The 19,387-nt window shown below is 37.1% G+C and carries 15 protein-coding genes; 8 read left to right on the top strand and 7 right to left on the bottom strand.

Translation table 11 applies throughout. The features are described 5' to 3' along the window. Positions 1-70 precede the first annotated feature (70 nt). Positions 71-838, top strand: coding sequence for an XRE family transcriptional regulator (locus ACFQ13_RS12960; protein WP_114307919.1), 768 nt, complete (start codon positions 71-73; stop codon positions 836-838). A gap of 3 nt (positions 839-841) precedes the next feature. Next, a complete protein-coding gene (locus ACFQ13_RS12955; protein ID WP_386118000.1) occupies positions 842-1,816 on the top strand; it encodes a Gfo/Idh/MocA family protein in 975 nt (324 codons plus the stop codon). 71 nt (positions 1,817-1,887) lie between these two features. Here the strand turns inward: ACFQ13_RS12955 and ACFQ13_RS12950 are convergent, their stop codons facing one another. The 7 genes from ACFQ13_RS12950 to ACFQ13_RS12920 form a co-directional block, all read right to left on the bottom strand. After that, complete coding sequence (locus ACFQ13_RS12950) at positions 1,888-2,166, bottom strand: F0F1 ATP synthase subunit epsilon (RefSeq protein ID WP_114307917.1); 279 nt, start codon at positions 2,164-2,166, stop codon at positions 1,888-1,890. A gap of 76 nt (positions 2,167-2,242) precedes the next feature. Continuing rightward, on the bottom strand, positions 2,243-3,751 hold the full coding sequence (gene atpD / locus ACFQ13_RS12945; RefSeq protein WP_386117998.1) for a F0F1 ATP synthase subunit beta: 1,509 nt from the start codon (positions 3,749-3,751) through the stop codon (positions 2,243-2,245). A gap of 192 nt (positions 3,752-3,943) precedes the next feature. Continuing rightward, the gene (locus ACFQ13_RS12940) at positions 3,944-5,563 is read right to left on the bottom strand and encodes an SGNH/GDSL hydrolase family protein (protein ID WP_386117996.1); all 1,620 of its coding nucleotides are present in this window, start codon (positions 5,561-5,563) and stop codon (positions 3,944-3,946) included. A gap of 10 nt (positions 5,564-5,573) precedes the next feature. Then, on the bottom strand, positions 5,574-8,306 hold the full coding sequence (locus tag ACFQ13_RS12935; RefSeq protein ID WP_386117994.1) for a TonB-dependent receptor: 2,733 nt from the start codon (positions 8,304-8,306) through the stop codon (positions 5,574-5,576). Positions 8,307-8,615: 309 nt separating this feature from the next. Further along, positions 8,616-10,463 (bottom strand): glutamine--fructose-6-phosphate transaminase (isomerizing), encoded by a 1,848-nt coding sequence (glmS, locus tag ACFQ13_RS12930; protein WP_386117993.1) that lies wholly within the window; start codon positions 10,461-10,463, stop codon positions 8,616-8,618. Positions 10,464-10,475: 12 nt separating this feature from the next. Then, positions 10,476-12,197, bottom strand: coding sequence for a DUF4270 domain-containing protein (locus tag ACFQ13_RS12925; RefSeq protein WP_386117990.1), 1,722 nt, complete (start codon positions 12,195-12,197; stop codon positions 10,476-10,478). 8 nt (positions 12,198-12,205) lie between these two features. Then, a complete protein-coding gene (locus ACFQ13_RS12920) occupies positions 12,206-13,018 on the bottom strand; it encodes a glycogen/starch synthase (protein WP_114307912.1) in 813 nt (270 codons plus the stop codon). 109 nt (positions 13,019-13,127) lie between these two features. Between ACFQ13_RS12920 and panC the strand changes: the two genes are divergently transcribed. The 6 genes from panC (at position 13,128) to radA (ending at position 19,329) form a co-directional block, all read left to right on the top strand. Beyond that, the gene (gene panC, locus ACFQ13_RS12915) at positions 13,128-13,979 is read left to right on the top strand and encodes a pantoate--beta-alanine ligase (RefSeq protein ID WP_386117987.1); all 852 of its coding nucleotides are present in this window, start codon (positions 13,128-13,130) and stop codon (positions 13,977-13,979) included. A 13-nt stretch (positions 13,980-13,992) separates the two neighbouring features. Next, positions 13,993-14,343, top strand: coding sequence for an aspartate 1-decarboxylase (gene panD, locus ACFQ13_RS12910; RefSeq protein ID WP_114307910.1), 351 nt, complete (start codon positions 13,993-13,995; stop codon positions 14,341-14,343). Between the two features lie 4 nt (positions 14,344-14,347). After that, positions 14,348-15,304: a lysylphosphatidylglycerol synthase transmembrane domain-containing protein gene (locus ACFQ13_RS12905; RefSeq protein WP_386117984.1), complete on the top strand. Its 957-nt coding sequence runs from the start codon at positions 14,348-14,350 to the stop codon at positions 15,302-15,304. Positions 15,305-15,349: 45 nt separating this feature from the next. Beyond that, positions 15,350-16,495, top strand: a complete 1,146-nt coding sequence (locus ACFQ13_RS12900; protein WP_386117982.1) for an alpha/beta hydrolase — start codon at positions 15,350-15,352, stop codon at positions 16,493-16,495. Positions 16,496-16,582: 87 nt separating this feature from the next. Then, positions 16,583-17,770 (top strand): alpha/beta hydrolase, encoded by a 1,188-nt coding sequence (locus tag ACFQ13_RS12895; protein WP_386117979.1) that lies wholly within the window; start codon positions 16,583-16,585, stop codon positions 17,768-17,770. A 200-nt stretch (positions 17,771-17,970) separates the two neighbouring features. Continuing rightward, positions 17,971-19,329: a DNA repair protein RadA gene (gene radA / locus ACFQ13_RS12890; protein ID WP_386117976.1), complete on the top strand. Its 1,359-nt coding sequence runs from the start codon at positions 17,971-17,973 to the stop codon at positions 19,327-19,329. Positions 19,330-19,387 lie beyond the last annotated feature (58 nt).

Here is a 19,387-nt window from a genome sequence, read left to right as displayed (position 1 = left end):
GTAAAATTAGCTACTATGTGTAGTTTTTATTGCTTACATTTGTAGTAAATAATGTTAAAACTAATATGAGATGAAACCAATTCAGGTTAATATAAAGCATTTACGGTCTTTAAAGAAGATGTCTCAAGAGCGTCTTGCGGACGAATTAAATTGGAGTCGTTCTATGGTGGGGTCTTATGAAGAAGGCCGTTCTGAGCCGCCAATAGACCGCTTAATAGATTTGTCTACCTACTTTAATATTCCTATTGATATTCTGGTAAAAAACGATTTACGTAAAGCGACAAATACCTCTTTTATTGAAGTTGGAAATAAGCGCGTATTGTTTCCAGTTACCGTTAATGAAGACAATGAGGATCTCATTGAAATTATTCCGGCTAAGGCCTCGGCAGGTTACCTTTCAGGTTATGATGATCCGGAATATATAGAGCAGCTTCAAAAAATTAAATTGCCTTTTTTGCCTACCGGAACGCATCGGGCATTTCCTATTAAAGGCGATTCCATGTTGCCGGTTAAAGATGGTGCTTTTATTGTGGCTAAATTTTTAGATAATATAGCTGATGTTAAAAGTGGACGTACCTATATTATTCTAACAAAAGATGATGGCTTGGTGTATAAACGGGTTTATATTCCGGAAAATGATGTTACTAATTTGTTATTGAGTTCTGATAATAGAGCTTATGAACCTTATTTAATTGCGCGCGAAAATATTCTTGAAATTTGGGAGTTCACCTGCTGTATTAATACGCAAGAATATGATGAAAAAGAACTGAAATTAAGTAGTATTATGACTATGTTTCAAGAGCTGAAAGTTGAGCTTGAAGCCATAAAGCGACTTTAAAATATGGCAGAACATATCAAATGGGGAATTATTGGTTGTGGTGATGTTACGGAAGTTAAAAGCGGACCAGCCTACCAACGTGTTGAAGGTTTTGAATTGGTGGCGGTAATGCGAAGAACTTTGGCCTTGGCTAAAGATTATGCCAAACGTCACAAGGTAGAACGCTATTATGATGATGCCGATGCTCTTATTAACGACAAGGATGTGGATGCTGTATATATTGCCACACCTCCAGATACACATCATTTCTATGCGTTAAAGGTGGCTGAAGTCGGAAAAATTTGCTGTATAGAGAAACCGATGGCCCCAAGTTATAAAGCATGTTTGGAAATCTATACTGCCTTCGAGTCGAAAAACTTACCCTTATTTGTGGTGTATTACCGGAGGTCCTTACCACGATTTAATGTCTTAAAAGCGATGTTAGAATCTGATGCTATTGGTGAACTACGCTATGTGCATTGGAATTTATCACGAACCCCAAGCCCGCTTGATGTGTCCGGGACTTATAATTGGCGAACGGATGCCAATATAGCACCGGCGGGTTATTTTGATGATTTAGCGAGCCATGGCTTAGATTTGTTTGCCTATTTATTAGGTGATATTACAGAAGCCAATGGGGTGAGTCTTAATCAACAAAACCACTATAGTGCTAAAGATGCAGTTGCAGCCTCTTGGTTACATCAATCTGGAGTTATAGGAGCGGCCACATGGAATTTTGGAGCTTATAAGCGCGAAGATGAAGTCCGTATTGTAGGAAGCGAAGGCGAATTGTGTTTTTCAGTGTTTAGTGAAGCGCCCATAACTTATAGTACTGCAACTTATAAAAAGACGTTTTCAATAGCGCATCCTAATCCTATACAGTATAATCACGTCAAAAACATGTATACGCATCTTATGGGAAAAGGACAGCACCCGTCTACAGGAAAAAGTGGGGTACATACCGCTTGGGTGATGGATAAGATTTTAGGGACTTTATAAAGCTTATAGCTATCCACAAAAAAAGGGCGAAATATTAATTTCGCCCTTTTTTATATGATAGAATTGATGTACTAATCTGCTAAAATGATAAGTTTATTATCTTTCATTTCTAGTGTACCAGAATTGATAGCTAACCAAACGCCTTTATCAGACTTTGTAAATTTAGTTTCTACTTCTTTTTCTAATTGAATATTGCTACCCATCACTTTTACATTTCCTTTTGTAAGTATAGATACAATAGGTGCGTGATTGGTTAACATTTCAAACTCGCCATTAACACCAGGAACGGCTACCGAAGTAACTTCTCCACTAAATAATGTGTTTTCAGGTGATACAATTTCTAAATACATACTCTTTTAAGTTGTTTGTTATTAGTTATTGGTTGTTGGAAAAACGAGCAGCCAACAATTATAAACTATTAACTAATTACGCTTCAGCAAGCATTTTTTCTCCTGCTTCGATAGCTTCTTCAATAGAACCTTTAAGGTTAAACGCTGCTTCTGGTAAGTGATCTAATTCACCATCCATAATCATGTTGAAACCTTTAATTGTTTCTTTAATGTCTACTAAAACACCTTTAAGACCTGTAAATTGCTCTGCTACGTGGAAAGGTTGTGATAAGAAACGTTGTACACGTCTTGCTCTACCTACAGCCATTTTATCTTCTTCAGATAATTCTTCCATACCAAGAATAGCAATAATATCTTGTAATTCTTTATAACGTTGTAATAACTCTTTTACACGTTGTGCACAGTTATAGTGATCTGCACCTAAAATATCAGCTGTTAAGATTCTTGAAGTAGAATCTAAAGGATCTACCGCAGGGTAAATACCTAACTCAGCAATTTTTCTAGAAAGTACAGTTGTTGCATCTAAGTGCGCAAAGGTTGTTGCTGGCGCTGGATCCGTTAAATCATCCGCAGGTACGTATACCGCTTGAACCGAAGTAATAGAACCTCTTTTTGTTGAAGTAATACGCTCTTGCATCGCACCCATTTCTGTTGCTAAGGTTGGTTGGTAACCTACTGCAGAAGGCATACGTCCTAATAAGGCTGATACCTCAGAACCGGCTTGTGTAAAACGGAAGATGTTATCAACGAAGAATAAAACGTCTTTTCCTTGTCCTTCACCTGCACCATCACGGAAATATTCAGCAATAGTTAAACCAGATAAGGCAACACGTGCACGTGCTCCAGGTGGTTCGTTCATTTGTCCGAATACGAAAGTTGCTTTAGAGTCTTTCATAAGTGATTTGTCCACTTTCTGAAGATCCCATCCACCTTCTTCCATAGAATGCATAAAGTCATCACCGTATTTAATAATACCAGACTCTAACATTTCACGAAGTAAATCGTTTCCTTCACGTGTTCTTTCACCTACACCTGCAAATACAGAAAGTCCACCGTGACCTTTTGCAATATTGTTAATCAACTCCTGAATTAATACTGTTTTACCTACACCGGCACCACCAAATAATCCAATTTTACCTCCTTTTGCGTAAGGCTCAATTAAATCGATAACTTTAATCCCTGTAAATAAAACTTCAGTAGAGGTTGATAAATCTTCGAATTTAGGAGCTTGTCTGTGAATCGGTAAACCAGCATCTCCTGATTTAGGTAAATCACCTAGTCCATCAATAGCATCACCAATAACATTAAAAAGACGACCGTAAACATCTTCGCCAATTGGCATTTGTATCGGAGAACCTGTTGCGATAACTTCAGTTCCTCGACTTAAACCATCTGAAGAGTCCATAGCAATTGTACGTACCGTATCTTCTCCAATATGAGATTGTACTTCTAGTACTAATTTAGAACCATCTGGGTTATTAATTTCTAACGAATCATAAATCTTTGGAAGCTCTGAATCAGTAGCGAATTCTACATCGATAACTGGACCTACGATTTGTGCAACTTTACCTGTAACTTTTGACATTACTCTTATGTTTTTGTTTTGCAATAATTTAAATCTGAAAAACCTTCGACTTCATCTTTCGGAAGGACCTTAGTTTTTCGCGCTGCAAAGATATGTGTTTTAATTTAAATACCACATCAAAATTTATGGCTTTTTTACGGCTTGAAATCACCTAAAACTACCAAGCTTTTTTTTGTCGTATTTCTATGGTTTTTACTGTAATGACGGTGGAAAATTTGTTGGATAATTCCCAGGGACAATCAAATTGCCTGAAGCCTCAAAGTTTGAACCATAGGTAATATCGATCGCTTTTAACATTTCATTAGCCATCACAGCGTAGCCGCGTGAGGTTAAATGCACACCATCTAAACTAACTAATCCGCCCGTTACCAAATCCGTTGTTAAAATAAAATCGCCAGAAGGGTAACCCGTTGTAGAAGCTTCAGCTAAAATGGCATTAAAATCTACAAAAGCTAAACCGTTATCAGAGGCGACACTGGCAATAGTAACATTATAAGCATCCGTTACAGTCTTAATAGCGCTTTGTTCACTTGGTATCAATACCCACTTATCTTCTAAAGGTAAGGTGATGCCTTCAGCAGCAAACTGAGCTGCTAAGGTTGCAGACAAGCCTTGCAGTTCTAAAGCAGCAGCATAGTCTTCATTAACGGTACCAATTACAGAACTACTTGGTAAGACTAATAAATCGGCTTCAGTAGCTTGTCTTGTTTGTCCATAAGTGTTGCCCAAAAGATTTGCAACTAAAGGAGCGGCTTGTGGCGGTAAACCAAATTGCGCGATAAAGGCCGGGAATGTCGGACTGGCGTTTAAGGTTTCAATAATAATAGAAGAAATGTCGGTTAAGTTTTCATCTTTTATCACCACCGCACTAGCTTCGGTTTCTGAAAATACAATGGCGCGATCAGGATCTACCGCATTAAAAATAGGGTTTAGCGCTCCAAAGATTGAATTCAAAAGCGGTATTTGCGGACCAAAGGCAGGATTGCTAGGGTCTAAAGGATTATGTGGTACGGTTGTAAAATGAGCTAAAGACGTAATGTACGGTAGGTTGGCCACCACCCCTTTAGCGCCATTAGCCGTTAAGGCATCAACGCTAGCACTAAATGACGCTGCAAAAACATTGGGATCTGTAAGATCATTATTAGCATAACTTGCAGCATCTAAATTTCCGGTTTGGTCTTCACCTGTTCCTCCTGAAAGTGCATAGGCGAGGACATCATTACCTCCAATTTCTGATAAGGTGAAAAAAGTTGGGTTTTGGGCTGCTGCATCACCAATAATCGTTGCTGTTGGTGTTGAGGCCATTCTCCCGAAATAAGGATTTAATGTTCCATAACCCGGAATCCCAAGGTGAAAGCTTTTAGCTCCAGTAATACCGTAATTATTAAATGGACCCGATAAAACATCTGTAATTTCTGTGGTTGGGGTGGCCGGTAGTTCTGCAGGGCCACTTCCATCAAAATATAATCTTGGCGATAATATAACGGTAGAGCCTAAAACAAATCCGCCAATATTATCATTCATTAAGGGTTGGGTAAAACTGCCTCCGCCCACTAAAGCGAATTTTTCCGATAGTAGATTTGGAAACGAATTTTGCTGTCCGGCGATAAATAGAGCATTGTCTGTAAATCCGCCAGTAAAGGAAGCGCCTACCGCAATATACGTAGAGAAATCTACGCTGCCCGGTGTGAGTGCTGGTAATTCTACAGGTGTGGTAGGGTTGTCTAAAAGATCTTCAAAATCTTCTTCGCTATTACAGGCTGTAAACCCAATGAAAATAGCTGATAGTAATATGTATCTAATATTTTTCATGCTATGTATTTTATAAGTTATTAATGGTCCAAGATGCATAGTACATTGAGCCAATGTAACCTGAGCCAAAGACTGTGAAATATTCTTGACCGCCAATGTTTGTGCCACCAATTTTAATGGTAGATTTTAAACTTGGGATTTTGTAGTTGATTTGCGCATCGACAGTGTGGAATTCTGGTACAATACCATCTCCGAAGGTGGCTTCCCAGAAATAATCATCACTAAATTTATAAGCAATATTAAAACCGAAGTTTTTAAACAATTCTGTATTTCCAAAATGCGCTTTAAATTTATGCTCTGGGGTGTTAAAATTCGTTTCGAAATTCGGATTTGCTGCTTGGTCAAAATCTTGTTTGGTAAAAGTGTAACTTCCGCCTAAATCAAAATCTTGAAACACTTTTGTAGACAAACCTAAAGAGGCGCCGTATGAATTTACATCAACTTGAGAATTTGTATATGTACTGTAAGTGGTGAAATCGCTATTGGCAATGGCTGCAACCCCTGAGTTATCATTTACTGAGCCATAAAGCGGCGCAATAACTACTTCGGAAGAAATAAAATCTTGGTATTTGTTGTAATAGGTACTGAAATCTATGGTTAAGTGGTCAAATTTTCCACGATAACCAATTTCAAAAGAGCTCACTTTTTCCGGTGATACCAAATCCGGATTAGCCACTCTTAAAACGGATGCATCTCCGGTTTCTCCAAATTCTTGAACAGATGATGCTGAGTAAGAGTTGTTATAAGCTGCGGCTCCTGTTTGGGTATACATCGTACCGTTACTCGCGGTGAAATCGCGTGAATAACGATCTAGATTGTCTGGAGCGGACCCAACTAAGATCGCTCTACCCGCATCTAAACCTATAAATAAATCTTGTGTGGTTGGATTTCTAAAGCCTGTTTGTGCTGAGGCTCTAATGTTATGGTTCTCGTTTAAGGTAAGTCCTAAAGATAATCTTGGGGATACAAACCCGTCAAAGAACTCTGATTTATCATAACGCGCAGAAGCGGTGATTTTTAAATTCATATCTCCGTTGAGTTCCAATTCTTTTTGCACTTGAGTATAAATTCCGAATTCACTGTAATCAATAGTGCCATCGTAATCGGTATAAATAGAACCGAAAGAATTTAATTTATACTGTCTGAACGATCCACCCACTTGGATTTCTGCGATATCCGTAAGGTGACTAAAATTATAATTACCGTCAGCGTGGTAGTATTTAGAAGCATCTCTAAACTGTGAACCTGAAGCTAAATCTGGATTTTTAATAATTTGATTAAAGGCATTTTGAAATTCTGGGCTTCCTGGTTCGTATCGGCCGGTTTCTGCGGCGGCTCTTGCAGCAGCATGAGCTTCTGCGTCTGTTGCGCCACCACCTAAAGTTGCGGCCACGTAAGTGTTGATGTAGTCTCCAAACCAATCGGCATCACTTTTCCATGCACGGTTAATATTGATTCCGGTAAATACCATATCGTAAGAATCTCCGGCTTTATCGGCAACGACATATCCTCTTAAAAAATAATTGTCGTTTTTTACTTCTAGTTTGTGCTGTTGCTGAAAAAATCCATCAATGTTATAGCGGTTGGTACCTTGGTAAATGGTGGTTCCGGTACCTACTTTTCCAACGTATTGAATTTCAAAATTACTATCTGTAATTGGACGTAAGTATAAGCCCCAGTCCGCTTTAATACTCTGGGCTTTGTGCTCTGTTAAAAAACGTTCGTTGTATCCTGTTCTACTCACAAAAACATCAGGAACAATCCCAGTGCCTCCTGCTAAGTCATTAATATTAGCCGACACTTCATCACCATAGACATTAATTCCGTTGTAATTAAGGTTAGTGGCTCTAGTACCACCGGGCATATCACTGTCTACTTCGCTCGTTGCTGCCCAATCCGTACCATTTAAGTATCCGAAGTTGACTTTAGCCGCAAATTTATCACTGAATTTGTAGGCCATTCTAATTCCGAGGTCGGTATATTCATTATCTCCAGCTGCTTCTTGGGTGGTAATTCCTTTTTTTACAAAAGCACTGATGCCTTGGTGATCGAAAGGATTTTTACTTCGCATAAATAAAATTCCATTAAAGGCATTGGCTCCATAGAGTGCCGATGATGCTCCAGGTAATAATTCAACACTATGAACATCTGTTTCTATTAGTCCGACTAAGTTTCCTATAGGGAAGTTTAATGCGGGAGTAGAGTTGTCCATACCATCTACCAATTGCATAAATCGGGTATTCGCTGTCGTCGCAAATCCTCTAGTGTTTACAGATTTAAAGGTTAAACTACTCGTGTTTACATCGACCCCTTTTAAGGTTTCCAAGCCGCCATAAAAATCGGCAGAGGCTGTATTTTTAATTTCTTTAAGTCCAAAGCGTTCTACGGTCACTGGAGATTCAAAAATACGCTCTGGAGTTCTTGAGGCTGAGATCACTACTTCATCCAATTCATTACCCTCTTCTAGCGTAACATTGAGGGTCATGTTATTTTCAGTAATGTCAATGATCTGATTTTCAAATCCGGTATAGGTAATACGAACTTGAAATGGTGGCGATTGACTTGTGGTTAAGGTGTAATAACCATCAAAATCTGATACAGTACCGGTACTTGTGCCAACGATTACAATATTTGCTCCAGGTAACGGTAATCCTGTATGGTCTGAGATTTTACCTTTAATGGTGGTTTGCGCAAAGGAGGCCACACAAAAAAGCAAAGTAAAAAGCTGTAAGATTGTCTTCATGTTAGAGATTTAATTATTTAATTACAATAGCAATTTAGTTAAAAATATGATAATTTGTAAATAAATTCTTATAAATTATGCGCGCATAACATTATATTAATAAAATATCCGTCAAATAATGAATATATTGCAAAAGGAAATAATTTGTAAAAGTTATGATGTTAAAATCTGTGAGCCTCAATATAGCCTTGCGGGACGCCCGATGTGAGAAGAAATAAATGCTGGAATTTGAGTAAAAAAAAAGACCTAAACAAAGAGAGGTCTCAAAGTTTAGGTCTTGATATTATTTTATAAAAATGTAAGGGGTGTTTATTCCACGGTTACCGATTTGGCTAAATTACGTGGTTGATCTACATTTTTATTAAGCATTACCGCAATATGGTAGGATAACAACTGTAAAGGTATGGTGGTTAATAATGGCGATAAACATTCTAAGGTTTCTGGAACCTCAATAACATGATCGGCCAATTCTTTAACGCTAGTGTCTCCTTTAGTAACAATACCGATAATTTTACCTTTTCTAGATTTAATTTCTTGAATGTTACTCACCACTTTTTCGTAGTGTCCTTTTTTAGTCGCGATAACCACTACAGGCATTTGTTCATCAATTAAAGCAATTGGTCCGTGCTTCATTTCTGCAGCTGGATAACCTTCAGCGTGGATATATGAAATCTCTTTTAATTTTAAGGCACCTTCTAAAGCTACCGGGAAATTAAACCCTCTACCGAGGTATAAGAAGTTTTTTGAATCTTTATAAATGTCAGACACGGTTTTAACGTAGGCGTCAGATTTTAAAGCTTCTTCTACTTTGTTAGGAATCGTTTCTAATTCAATGAGGTGGTGTCTAAATTCTGAACTTGACATGGTTCCTTTAGCTCTAGCTAAACGTAAAGCCATTAAGGTTAGTACCGTAATTTGCGTAGTGAATGCTTTAGTTGACGCTACACCAATTTCTGGTCCGGCGTGGGTATAAGCTCCGGCATGCGTTTCTCTAGCAATAGTAGAACCTACCACATTACAAACCCCAAATACAAAAGCGCCTTTAGACTTGGCTAGTTTTATAGCTGCTAAGGTATCTGCTGTTTCTCCCGATTGTGAAATGGCAATGACCACATCTTTTTCAGTAATAACAGGGTTTCTATATCTAAATTCTGAAGCGTATTCCACTTCAACAGGGATTCGTGCTAAATCTTCAAAAATATATTCAGCAACTAATCCGGCGTGCCAAGATGTTCCGCAAGCGACAATAATAATACGGTCAGCAGCTAAGAATTTCTTCATATTATCTTCAACACCCACCATTTTTATAATGGCTTCATTACTTAGAAGTCGCCCTCTAAAGGTGTCTAAAATAGCACTTGGTTGTTCGTATATTTCCTTAAGCATAAAATGGTCGTAACCCCCTTTTTCAATTTGCTCTAAGTTAAGTTGTAGTTCTTGAACGTAAGGATCGATAATGGTATCGCTTTCAATTTTGCGAACTTTAATTTTTCGACCTCGTCTAATAATTGCCATTTCTTCATCTTCAAGGTAAACGGCATTTTTAGTGTACTCTATAAATGGAGAAGCATCACTAGCAATAAAAAATTCATCATCACCAATACCAATCGCTAAAGGACTTCCTAATTTGGCAACGACAATTTCATTCGGTTTATTTTTATCAAACACGGCAATAGCGTAAGCACCGACAACTTGGTTAAGTGCAATTTGTACTGCTTTTCCAAGTTTAAGGTTTTCACTTTTCTTAACGTCTTCAATAAGGTTGACTAAAACTTCAGTGTCGGTATCCGACTGAAAAGTGTACCCACGTTTAATTAACTCCTTCTTTAAGGCATCGTAATTTTCTATAATCCCGTTATGGATAATTACGAGATCGCCAGAGTTAGAATAATGAGGATGTGAATTGACATCATTAGGAACACCATGGGTTGCCCAACGGGTATGCCCAATTCCTAAAGTTCCATCGGTAGCAATTTCGTTCTCAATTTTAGTTTTAAGATCAGAAACTTTTCCTTTCGTCTTAGAGAGTTTTATGTTATTGCCGTCATATAATGCAATACCTGCACTATCGTAACCACGGTATTCGAGTCTTTGTAGACCTTTAATTATAATAGGATAGGCCTCTTGATGCCCAATGTATCCAACGATTCCACACATAAATAGTCGCTTTTAATTATTAGGTTCTGTGTAATAGATTTCTAAATATACACGTTTGCTCTCTTCTGGAGTGGTATTCCCATGTAAAATTGTACCTCTAGGCGAAAGAATAGAGCTTTGAGGAACTGTTAAATCTAGACCTTCATCATTTTGCTCTTTATTTTGAGTAAAGCTAACGGTAGGGTCTTCGATATTTACATTTAAAGAAACGGCTAAACCTAATTCAACATTTGTAGAGTCTCTCAATAATAAGTTATTGATATGCTCTGTAATTTTAAATTTATATTTGACACCTTCACCATCAATTTCATCATCTACACGTTCTAAAGCGCCAAGATGATTGGTTTTAGAAAAGGAAGGTAGCGCGCTATTGGTTACGTCTAAATAGTAATCAATTAAAGGCGCTTTATTATCTACATCATATAGGTATAAGCGGTTAGGTTCGTTTTCAGGATCTTCACCTAACATAGCTAACTCATCTCTATCGACATAAAACACTAAATTGGCTTCATTAATTAAACGTTTAGAGCTAACAAATTCGTTGTTTTCAAGATTAACGTACTCGTTTCTGAAACTTTCAAAATTGCTAAGTCCAGTTTCTTCATCTATCCCTTGAAATAATTTAATACCTGCAATGGCACCTTCACCACCTTTTAAATAGATTTTAGAATCTCCGGTTTCTGCATTTCCGTCATTTAAAGGAATACTATAATCGGTTTCAAGAAAGTTGATTTTATTGGTTCCAAAGGTTAAGACGTAAGTTCCGGTGTCTCTTAATTCATCATCATCAACCGTAGAGGCTGTTAATTTTGAATAGTAAATGGTAACGTTGGCGTTGTTGGCGCTTCCGGTGTTCAAGAAGATATAACTGCCATCATCGTTATAAGCTTCAGCTTTAAAATAAAGTCCTCTAAAGTAGTTGTCAAAATTATTTTGGTTACTTAAAACGGCATCACCTTCTTTGTCAATGATTTTGTTTTTCCAAAATGTTGGGTCTAACTTAACTCTGATAGCTGGTGCAACACGCTCGGTAAGGGTTGTTTCGGTATCATCTTCATCCGCATCTGGATTTTCAGATTCTAAAACAAAAACGTCTTCACTAATAGAAATGGTATTTCCTAGTGTAGTATGAGAGGTTTGTGGTGCAGCAAGAAATGTAAGTTCTTCACCTTCTAATACCGTTGTAGAAATCGGTTCTGTAGGAGAAGCTGATTTGTTAGAGTAATAGGCTTGGCCCTCGCTAAAGCTAGCACTAGGATCAAAATCTCTGATAAAATAATTGTTTTCAAAGATTCTTAATTTGATATCTTTATAAGTATCTCCGTCAGAAATTACAGAATCTAAAGTGTATGTAATGTTTCCATCATCATCAAAATCAGTAGCAGTACTGTAAAAAGGAAGGGTTACAACAACAGAATCAACTTCTACCTCGTCTCCAAAGCTTGGATCATAGGTTGAAGGTGTGAGTTGAGTTACAAAACTAGAGGTTACTCTTCCGTAAGCATCATCATAAACCCCTAGGGTGCTTAGCCCTAATTGATTGGTTTGTACAGGGTTTAAAGCCTTTGTATATGTGATGATGTCGTAATGGGATGAATCAATATCAAAATTTGTTGCAATATCGCTGTTTAGCACATCAGAATCCAAGGTCGCGTAATCACTATCGCAAGCTATAAAACTGAGGAAAATTAAACCAACGGATAAAATTTGTAAAGCAAATTTGTTGTTTTTCATAAATCGTATTAACCGTTTAAAACAGTGTTGTTGTAAAACTCTGTATAAGGATCTGCAAATTCATCAATAGGAGAATAAGCTAATACAGGTTTATCTAAATCATTTAAATAAGTATCTAAAGCTTCAGGAAGTTCTTCCGAACCTCTAATAATAGCATCAGAGTTATTAATCGCTACTTTCATTAAATTAACATAATCTGGTTCTTTTAATAGATCTGTAGCTTCTGCTGGAAGTCCGTCAAAATTAACTTTAGAGATCATGTCTTTATCTAACGTTCCTTCGAAGTTTTGATTGTATACCGAGGTCACAATTTTACTTTCTGTAAATAAAGGTTCTGTTTTATAAAACTCTTTTAGGTATAAAGGAAGTAAAGAGGCTAACCATCCGTTAACGTGAATGATGTCTGGAGCCCAATTTAATTTTTTTACCGTTTCAATAACGCCTTTGGCAAAGAAGATAGCACGTTCGTCATTATCAGAAAATAGTTTTCCATTCTCATCGGTTAAAGTGGCTTTTCTCTTGAAATAATCTTCGTTATCGATAAAGTACACTTGAATTCTTTCTTTAGGAATTGATGCCACTTTAATAATTAAAGGCATATCAAGATCATTGATGACCAAGTTAATTCCTGAAAGTCTAATCACCTCGTGCAATTGGTGTCTTCTTTCATTGATATTACCAAAGCGAGGCATAAATATTCTTATCTGACCTCCTTGTTTGTTTACCATCCGAGGTGCTTCAAATGACATTGAAGAAATTTCTGTTTCTGGTAAATATGGAACAACTTCCGAGGACACATATAATATTCGTTTATCTTTCATAAATCTGCTGCTTTTGGAATTAATAGTAAAAAACATGCAAAATTACAAAAATTTGGGCAGATTGCTAGTATTATATTATGTTTGCACGCGTTAATTTTTTGTTACCACCGTGAAACGATTTTTAAATAAAACAGATTTGTCGCATCATTTAGATGCATTAAGAGCTAAAGAATGTCGTATTGGCTTTGTGCCAACTATGGGTGCCTTGCATGCGGGGCATGTATCTTTAGTAGAGAAAGGATTGAGTGAAAATGAGGTGGTCGTGGTGAGTATCTTTGTGAATCCTACTCAATTTGATAACCCCGAAGACCTTGAGAAATATCCAAGGAGTGTGGCTACAGATATTGAATTATTACAAGCTGTAGACCCAGAAAGGATTGTAGTCTATACACCGTCTGAAGCCGATGTATACGGTGATGATGTGGTTTCAGAACCTTTTGATTTTGGCGGTTTAGAGCATGAGATGGAAGGCGCTTTTAGAGCTGGTCACTTTGATGGAGTAGGAACGATTGTAAAGCGTTTATTTGAAATTGTAGAACCTCGAAGAGCGTATTTTGGTGAAAAGGATTTTCAGCAATTACAGATTATAAAGAAAATGGTAGCCAATCATAAGTTACCAGTAGAGGTCATGGGTTGTCCTATTTACAGAGAAGAAGATGGCTTGGCTATGAGCTCTAGAAATGCACGCTTAACCGAAGCGTATAGAGCTGCTGCACCTTTTATTTATGAAACAATTAAGACTGCCAAAGTAAAGTTTGGCACAGAACGTGCAGAATTAGTAACGGAATGGGTTAACCTGCAATTTAAAAATCATACACTCTTAGAGCTAGAGTATTTTGTAATTGCAGATACAACAACCTTAAAGCCAGTTGAAAAAAAATCATTAGAAAATACGTATAGAGCATTTATCGCTGTATATGCAGGTGATATTAGATTAATAGATAATATCGCTTTAAATTAATTACCTTTGTGGCATGCAAATTCAAGTCGTAAAATCGAAAATTCATCGTGTAAGAGTTACAGGAGCAGACCTTAATTATATCGGAAGTATTACTATTGACGAAGATTTAATGGAGGCTGCTAACATTATACAAGGTGAAAAAGTTCAGATTGTTAACAATAACAATGGTGAACGCTTAGAAACCTATTGTATCCCTGGGCCACGTAATAGTGGTGAAATTACACTTAATGGAGCTGCAGCACGAAAAGTGGCTGTGGGTGATATTCTTATTCTTATTACTTATGGTATTATGGATATTGAAGAAGCAAAGGACTTTAATCCTGCATTAGTGTTTCCAGACGAGGCTACCAATCTCTTAAAATAAACGGGTGGGGCAACCTAAAACCATTCTAAAAGTGGTCATACCTTTACTCTTAGGAGTAGGATTGGTCTGGTATTCCTTATCTAAAATTTCCTTATCAACTTTAGTTCAATACTTTAAAGATGCCGACTATGCTTGGATTCTCTTTGGTGTTTTTCTAGGGGTTTTAAGTCACATTTCAAGAGCCTACCGTTGGTTGTTTATGGCAGAGCCTTTAGGGTTTACGCCAAAATTACCCAATAGTATTATGGCGGTGTATTCGGCTTACTTAATCAATTTTACCATTCCTAGAGCAGGAGAGGTGGCAAGAGGAACAATTTTGTCCAATTACGAGGGAATTCCTTTTGATAAAGGTTTCGGAACCATCGTGGCAGAGCGTATTGCAGATACTTTAATGCTTTTGGCTGTGGTGCTTATAGCCTTTGTTTTAGAGTTTGAGTTTATTTATCAATTTTTTGCCGCTAAGTTTAATGGTTCCGTGTTAATTATTGGAGTAGTAGGGTTAGTCTTGTGTGGATTGCTGCTGCTGATTTGGTTGAGAAAAAGTCATTCAAAATTCGCTTTAAAGGTGAAGGGGTTTTTCTTAGGGCTCTTAGAAGGGGCGCTCAGTATTTTTAAGATGAAAAAAAAGTGGGCCTTTATTGGGCACACTTTATTCATATGGGTCATGTATGTGTTAATGTTTTACGTCACTACCAATGCGTTGCCTGAGTTAGAACATATTTCACTTACCCCTGTCCTTATTGGCTTTATTTTGGCTAGTTTTAGTATTGCTGCGACCAATGGCGGAATTGGGTCTTTTCCTGAAGCTGTGGTTATTGCGTTTTCGTTATTCGGAATTGCAGAAGACCCCAGTAGAGCTTTTGGGTGGATTATGTGGTCTACACAAACCTTAGTGATTATCCTTCTCGGAGGGCTATCTCTGTTATATTTACCTATTTACAACAGAAAAGATAGGACATAATAAAATATTTTTTACCTTTCTATAAATTTTAATTTCCAATATCATATGAAGAATTTTTATGTGTTTCTTTTAATTCTTTTCGTGTCTGTACAATTGCCGGCTCAGGCTATTTATAAGACCATAGATTCCTATAAGCTTGAAGGAACACGTGAATTAAAAATTCAGTTGCCTAGAAATTATAATCCTGAAGATAAGCGGTCTTACCCCTTAATTATCGTTTTAGATGGTGATTATTTATTTGAACCTGTTGCTGGGAATATTGATTATCAATCGTATTGGGAAGATATCCCTGATTGTATTGTGGTAGGAATTAATCAAGCTAGTTCTAGGGTTGATGATTTTTATTATGACGAAGAAACTTATTTTCCTTCTCATAATGGTGCGGCGTTTTATGAGTTTATGGCGGCAGAGCTCTTGCCTTTTATCGAGGATCAATACAATGCCTCAAATTTTAGAATCGTTGTAGGGCATGATTTAAGTGCTAATTTTATAAACTATTACATGTTTAAGGACGATCCTATTTTTAGAGCTTATGTGACTTTAAGTCCTGATTTTGCTCCAGAAATGGTAAACAGATTGCAGCAACGTATGAACATCTTAACCGATGAAACCTTTTATTATATGGCTACTGCAGATGCCGATATTAAAGCCATTAGAGCGTCGGTTGTAGAGGCTGATGCGGTTATAAAAACTGTTGAAAATGAAAAGTTTCACTATAAATTTGATGAATTTAAAGACGCAAACCACTACTCCTTAGTGGGGAGAGGAATTCCTAAGGCTTTAAATCAAATATTTACTTTATTTAAACCCATTAATGCTAAAGAATATAAAGAGCAAGTTCTAACCTATGAAGGTACACCTTTTGAATATCTGATGAAAAAGTACGCCGATATTGAACGTTTTTACGGTTTTGAAAAGAAATTGATAGAAAATGATGTGCGTGCTATCGCCGCTGCAAGTAATAAAAAAGGCGATGTAGAATCCTTAAAAGAACTCTCAAAACTAGTAAATAAACATTTTTCAAAATCGATGTTAAGTGCTTATTATTCTGGTATGTATAATGAGAAAATTGGGAATTTTAAAAGAGCTTTACAACGTTATAAATCGGGTTTACTGCTAGAACCTTCACAAACTGTTGATAAAGAAATTATGCTTGATAAAATGTACGAAATTCAGGAAAAAATCAAATAATAGTGCATTTCGTCGAAAAAATACCACCCTTTAGCGATTAATAAGAATATTTAAGTATGTTTGGGTTCCTAATTAACCCTGCTAACTATGAGGAATACAATACTTTCCGTTCTTATCTTGTTCATTTTTACAGCGTCCTATGCGCAACAAGTTACTTATAAAGAAATCGCGTCATCAAATTTAAGTGCAGAACGTAAATTAAAAATAAAGCTTCCAAAAGGCTACGATCCTAAGGCCGATGAAAAATATCCGGTGATCATTGTGTTTGATGGGGATTATTTATTTGAACCCGTTGCAGGACAAGTCGATTTTCAAACTTACTTTGATAATATGCCAGGCTCCATTGTTGTTGGTGTGATGCAAGGCGAAAATCGTTTCTACGATGCCTATTATGACCCGGCAACTGGATTACCAACAGAATCAGGACTTAGATTTCATGATTTTATTGCAGACGAACTATTACCTTATATAGACGATAAATACAATACCAGTAAATTTAGAGTGGCTGTAGGGCATGACACTATGGGGAATTTTATCAATTCTTATTTGTTTAAGCCGGATTTAGCATTTCAAGCCTATGTTTGTATTAGTCCAGATTTTATAGGGTCTTTAAGTAGTTTTATCTCAAAACGTTTATCGCTCTTCAAGGATGATGTGTTTTACTACATGGCAACGGCAGACAAAGATATTCCTCAGATTAGAGAAAATATTCTAGCGACAGATGCACAAATTAAGAGCATAGATAACCAGCACCTCACGTATTATTTTGATGATTTTGAAGGTGAAACACATTACACGTTAGTCACTAGTGCATTGGCGCGATCTTTTGAAAAGATTTTTGATATCTACAACCCGCTTAGAGAAAAAGAGCTTGAAGAAAAAGTACTTCCTTATGAAGGAACCTTAGATCGTTATCTAACCGACCGTTACCAACGTATTGAGAAGTTATTTGGAATCAAAAAACAAATTAGTGAAGCTGAAATTGAAAAAGTAGCGCTAGTTGCCGAGCAACGTGAAGACTTAAAATCCCTAGCCAAATTAGGGAACTTAGCCAATAAATTATATCCAGAATCCTTATTAGGAACCTATTACTTGGCACAATCTGCAGAGGCTTTAGGGAAGACCAAAAAAGCAAAAAAATTGTACGAGTCGGCATTAACATTAAATGATGGCGGACATATTGATAAAGAGTATATCTTTTCCAAAATTGACGAGTTAACCGTGGCCGATGTTGATGAAGAGGTTGAAGAAGACGACGATATTGAAGAGAACTAAGAAAAACCTATAACGTTTACAGGTTGTGTGTTGTGTTTTTGCTGTAAACGAAATTGACCTTTATAAAGCTTTTGTGCGCTTTATAAAGGTCTTTTTTTATTGTGGCATTTCCTTTGGCTAACAAAGTCATCAATTAAATTTGTTTTAATTTAGGCGTTTTAAATTCTATAATAGTGTTCGCTTAAGGCGGAAGGAATAATATGGCTAAAGTAAAAACAACTTTTTTTTGTCAGAATTGTGGCAGTCAATATGCAAAATGGCAAGGGCAATGTACTTCGTGTAAAGAATGGAATACCATTGCTGAAGAGGTGATTCAAAAACCAGAAAAAAGCGATTGGAAACTTCCAACGACACCCTCTAAGCGGGCTGCAAAACCTTTACTCATCAATGAAATAGATACCTCTCAAGAAGCGCGTTTAGATTTGTGTGATGGGGAGTTTAATCGTGTGCTTGGTGGTGGTATGGTTCAAGGTTCATTAACGCTTTTAGGTGGAGAGCCTGGTATTGGAAAAAGTACGCTTTTGCTTCAAATGGCCTTAAAATTACCTTATAAAACCTTATATGTTTCGGGTGAGGAAAGTCAGAAACAAATAAAAATGCGTGCCGAACGTATCAATCCAAGCAACAACAATTGCTACATCCTTACCGAAACCAAAACTCAAAATATTTTTAAGCAAATAGAAGCTTTAGACCCGGATATTGTGGTGATAGATTCTATTCAAACCTTACATAGCGATTATATCGAATCTTCTGCCGGAAGTATTTCTCAAATTAAAGAGTGTACCACCGAACTTATTAAGTTTGCCAAGGAAACCGCAACGCCGGTGTTGCTTATTGGGCATATAACTAAAGACGGCCATATTGCAGGACCGAAAATTTTAGAGCATATGGTAGATACGGTATTGCAGTTTGAAGGCGACCGCAATCATGTATTCAGAATTCTTAGAGCCAACAAAAACCGTTTTGGTTCAACTAACGAACTCGGTATTTACGAAATGCAAGGGTCAGGCTTACGCGAAGTCTCTAATCCTTCCGAGATCTTAATTTCAGAAAAGGACGGCGAACTATCAGGTAATGCTGTTGCCGCAACTTTAGAAGGTTTAAGACCCTTAATGATAGAAGTTCAAGCTTTAGTCAGTACGGCAGTTTACGGAACCCCACAACGTTCTGCTACGGGTTTTAATGCCAAACGACTAAACATGCTTTTAGCGGTTTTAGAAAAGCGTGCAGGCTTCCGCTTAGGGGCTAAAGATGTCTTTTTAAATATTACGGGAGGAATCACGGTTGATGATCCAGCTATTGATTTAGCAGTGGTGGCCGCGATATTATCGTCTAATGAAGATGTGGCTTTAGAAAGCGATTATTGTTTTGCTGCTGAAGTTGGTTTGTCTGGAGAAATTAGACCCGTGCAACGTGTAGAGCAACGTATTTTAGAGGCTGAAAAATTAGGATTTTCAACCATTTTTATCTCTAAATACAATAAAATTGCCCTAAAAAAGACAGGCATTAAAATTCAACTTATTTCTAAGATTGAGGATTTGGTTGGCTTTTTAGTCTAGCAAATTTTAAAGGATCTTATAGAAGGACCTCACCGGTTTTTTAAGCCCGTGAGGTTCC

Origin of the sequence: Winogradskyella rapida, assembly GCF_042675845.1 — a bacterium.
Lineage (GTDB): Bacteria > Bacteroidota > Bacteroidia > Flavobacteriales > Flavobacteriaceae > Winogradskyella > Winogradskyella rapida.
The sequence above is the reverse complement of the archived record's forward strand: the minus strand, read 5'-3'. Positions and strand labels throughout refer to the sequence as shown.